The organism is Streptomyces blattellae (assembly GCF_009709555.1).
In the GTDB taxonomy this organism is placed as follows: domain Bacteria; phylum Actinomycetota; class Actinomycetes; order Streptomycetales; family Streptomycetaceae; genus Streptomyces; species Streptomyces blattellae.
In genome coordinates, this window is the sequence record NZ_WJBG01000062.1 from 1 (window position 1) to 2319 (window position 2319).

2 protein-coding genes are annotated in these 2319 nt (G+C 69.3%); both read right to left on the reverse strand.

Annotation, left to right across the window (positions count from 1 at the left end; genetic code table 11):
- Positions 1–95: 95 nt before the first annotated feature.
- Positions 96–830 (reverse strand): hypothetical protein, encoded by a 735-nt coding sequence (locus tag GFH49_RS01450; RefSeq protein ID WP_155053890.1) that lies wholly within the window; start codon positions 828–830, stop codon positions 96–98.
- A 193-nt stretch (positions 831–1023) separates the two neighbouring features.
- A complete protein-coding gene (locus tag GFH49_RS01455; protein ID WP_155053891.1) occupies positions 1024–2004 on the reverse strand; it encodes a trypsin-like serine peptidase in 981 nt (326 codons plus the stop codon).
- Positions 2005–2319 lie beyond the last annotated feature (315 nt).

The following is a 2319-nucleotide window of genomic DNA, read 5'->3' on the forward strand; positions in this document are numbered from 1 at the left end:
GGCGAAGTGGGACCAGCCCCCGAATCAGCCAACAGCGTCCGGACGATCGTCCGGGCCGGGGGCTTCCTGCCTGCGCTTCCGTGAGGGCCGCGGGCTCAGCCGGGCGGAGGGCGTTCCGCCCAGATGACCGCCGCCCGCAACGGCTCTGGTACGGCGACGTACACGAGCCCGTGAGGCTCCGCGAGGCCGCCCGCGGAGCGCCTACCGCAGCAGCCACGGGGGCGCGACTGTGTCCAGGCATCGCGCCGGGCGAGGCTGCGGGCGGACGGGTCGGCGGTCGCCGGGTCGGCCGGGGTGGTCTCTGTCGCGCCCGTGTTCGCCATGCCGACCCCGACCGGCGTGTCGCTCAGGGCGTACACCGCCGCTCCGGGCCCGCCCGTAAAGCCGACGTACACCCGCCGCCCGGGCCGGCCCGGGCTGGTGGCCGTGAAGCCGTGCGGCCGCGAGCACTCTGGGCACCGGTCCGTGTCGACTACCGGCTCCCCGGGGCCGGTCCCGAACTCGGCGGCCAGCAACCGTAGCAGCCCCTCGCGGACGACAGCCGGGTCGCATCCGGCGTCTTCCGTCTCCGTCTCCATGAGCCAGAACGTCGGCCGCCCGGCGCGGGGTACCTTCGCGGGCAGGTCCGGTGCATCCACCCGCAGCAAGTGCGGTTCCTCCGGGCCGATGGGGCGGAGCGGGGCACGGACCGGCCAGGCGGCGCCCGGGGCCGTGGCGATCCGTTCAGGCGTCCAGTAGACGTCCGGATCCGCCGGGACACCGGCCGAACGCTGCCCGCCCTCGCGCCGCCGACGGGACTTGCGCCCTCTGCCGGGTGGTGGCTGCGTCATCGCCTGGCCCTCCTTCCGCCCGATCCGGCGGGCGTCCTGACCGCCCTGATCCGCGGGGCAACCCCTAGAAGACTCCTGAAGATCTTGCTCGACCTATCCGGTTCACCCCATTTTGCCCGCAAGGGTCGATCGTGGTAAGCCGAGCAACCTGGTGCGTTTTCAAGATCTTCAGTGCAGCTCCTGGATCCACCATTTAGATCTGCGACGCCGCGATCTCCATCACGGCGATGTGCTGGAGAGTACGACTGGTGAACTTCGGTGTGGCGACGAAGGTCCCATCGAAGATGCCGTTCACTCCGTATATGTCGCCTACTTCCTCGACAGGGTCGAACTCGTACAGCCAGGGGCCGCCGCTGGACCCCTGGTACATGTTCGGGCATTCGGCCATGACGAGGTCACGCGGCGGGGGCGTGGGCTCGGTGACATCCTCGCAGTGTTCCTGATGGTTCCCGTCGTACCCGCCCGTGGCGGGGTAGCCTGCGATGTGCACGGGGGCCGTGGTGCTCGGCGTGGTACGGACGTCGAAGGCGCCCGCCACATCCGCGACCTGCTCACCGGCGGCATTGTCGTTGAGTACGATGACGCCGATGTCGTACCTCTCGTCCGCGTCACTGGCCCACAGGCTGTCCGTGGCCCAGTTCGCCGCCGTGAACACGCCGAGGTCCTCCTCGCCGCCGTAACCGGGGATGAAGGCGATGTTCTTGTGCCACTCCCCGCCGGGGCCGCCTTCCTCCAGGCAGTGGCCAGCGGTGATCACCAGGCGGCCGGATGCCGTGTTGACAACTGTGCCGGTGCAGGAACCCGGCGATCCGCTCGCGTAGTTGAAGAGGATCTTGCCCACGGGTTCCAACACCGGACCGTCCACCGGGCCCTGCAGCTCCCGTGCGAGGGCCGACACCCTGTGCTCAACGGACGGATCCTGCCGGTCACCGTTGTGCACGGCCTCATCGATCCGTTCCTGTGTCCAGTACTCAAGCAACGCCTTCTCCTGCCCCGCGCGGGACGTACCGACGGCGCCCGGGACATCGATCTCCGCCGTCCGTGGCGGGAAGGTGGCCCCGTCGGCTAATGCCGTACCCGGCGATCCGACGACCAGTGCAGCGGCTGTGGTCAGGGCGGTGAGCAGTACTGCGACGAGACTGGGGCGGATCCGTCTGCGTTCGGAACTCGACAATGCTTCACTCCGATCGGACGTGGCTGGATCGTGCTCGGGGACGGTACGTCCGGCGCAGGCACCGGTACACCGTCCTCTGCAGCCTCACCGATCACATCGGTTGGCTACCAGTCGTTCCAGGAAATATGACGGAGAATGACCCCTTGCCCGATAACCACCGATAACCACCGGTGACCAGCGGTGCAGCCGAAAGGGCACCCATCCCCGAAGGAACGCCCCCGTGAACCGGCTCACCATGGTCCCGGCACCGCGGCCCCCGGCCCGGACGATCGTCCGGACGCTGTTGGCTGATTCGGGGGCTGGTCCCACTTCGCC